1 protein-coding gene is annotated in these 648 nt (G+C 43.8%); it reads left to right on the top strand.

The window, feature by feature from the left end; translation table 11 throughout:
• On the top strand, window positions 1-648 hold a 648-nt coding region (locus tag R7044_RS26025; RefSeq protein WP_225456097.1), incomplete at both ends, for a hypothetical protein.

Below are 648 nucleotides of genomic sequence, written 5' to 3'. Positions count from 1 at the left end.
CCGACTTTGGCATCCGAAGAAAAATATTCTGAATCAGATCTATTAGCTAGACCGTTAATGGACCGCGATATTTTAGATGAACTTAAATCCTTACGTCAGGATTACGAAAGCCTTGAAAAGCGAATGATCACCGAGATCACCGATCGTGAATTAACGGTGGCGGATAAATCGCTGAACTACGCAAATGTGACGGTAACGTACTTCTTCTACATCATCGCGGGCGTGGCATCATTGATCGCCTTTGTAGGTTGGCAGTCGCTGCGCGAGTTTAAACACAACACAAAAGAAATGGCGGACAAGCGATTGGAAAAAATCGCTCAAGAATATGAAAAGAAATTTGTTGCGCTGGAGCGAGATTTAAAACGCAAAACTCGCATCATCAGTGAAAACAACAAAGAGATTGAAAAGATCAACGAAATCCACAACTTGTGGTTACGTGCTCAAAGTTCGCAAACGCCGGAACAGCGTATTGAGATTTATGATGAAATCTTGGTAATTCGACCTGGTGACCTTGAAGCATTAACTTACAAAGCCGATGCGGCCATGGAAATAAACGAATACCATTGGGCGCTAAGCATATGTAACCGAGTGCTCGAGGTAGATTACACCAATGGCCCTGCCCTTTACCAACGCGCTTGTGCGTACTCT

The organism is Vibrio sp. 1402, assembly GCF_033340275.1.
The sequence above is the reverse complement of the archived record's forward strand: the minus strand, read 5'-3'. Positions and strand labels throughout refer to the sequence as shown.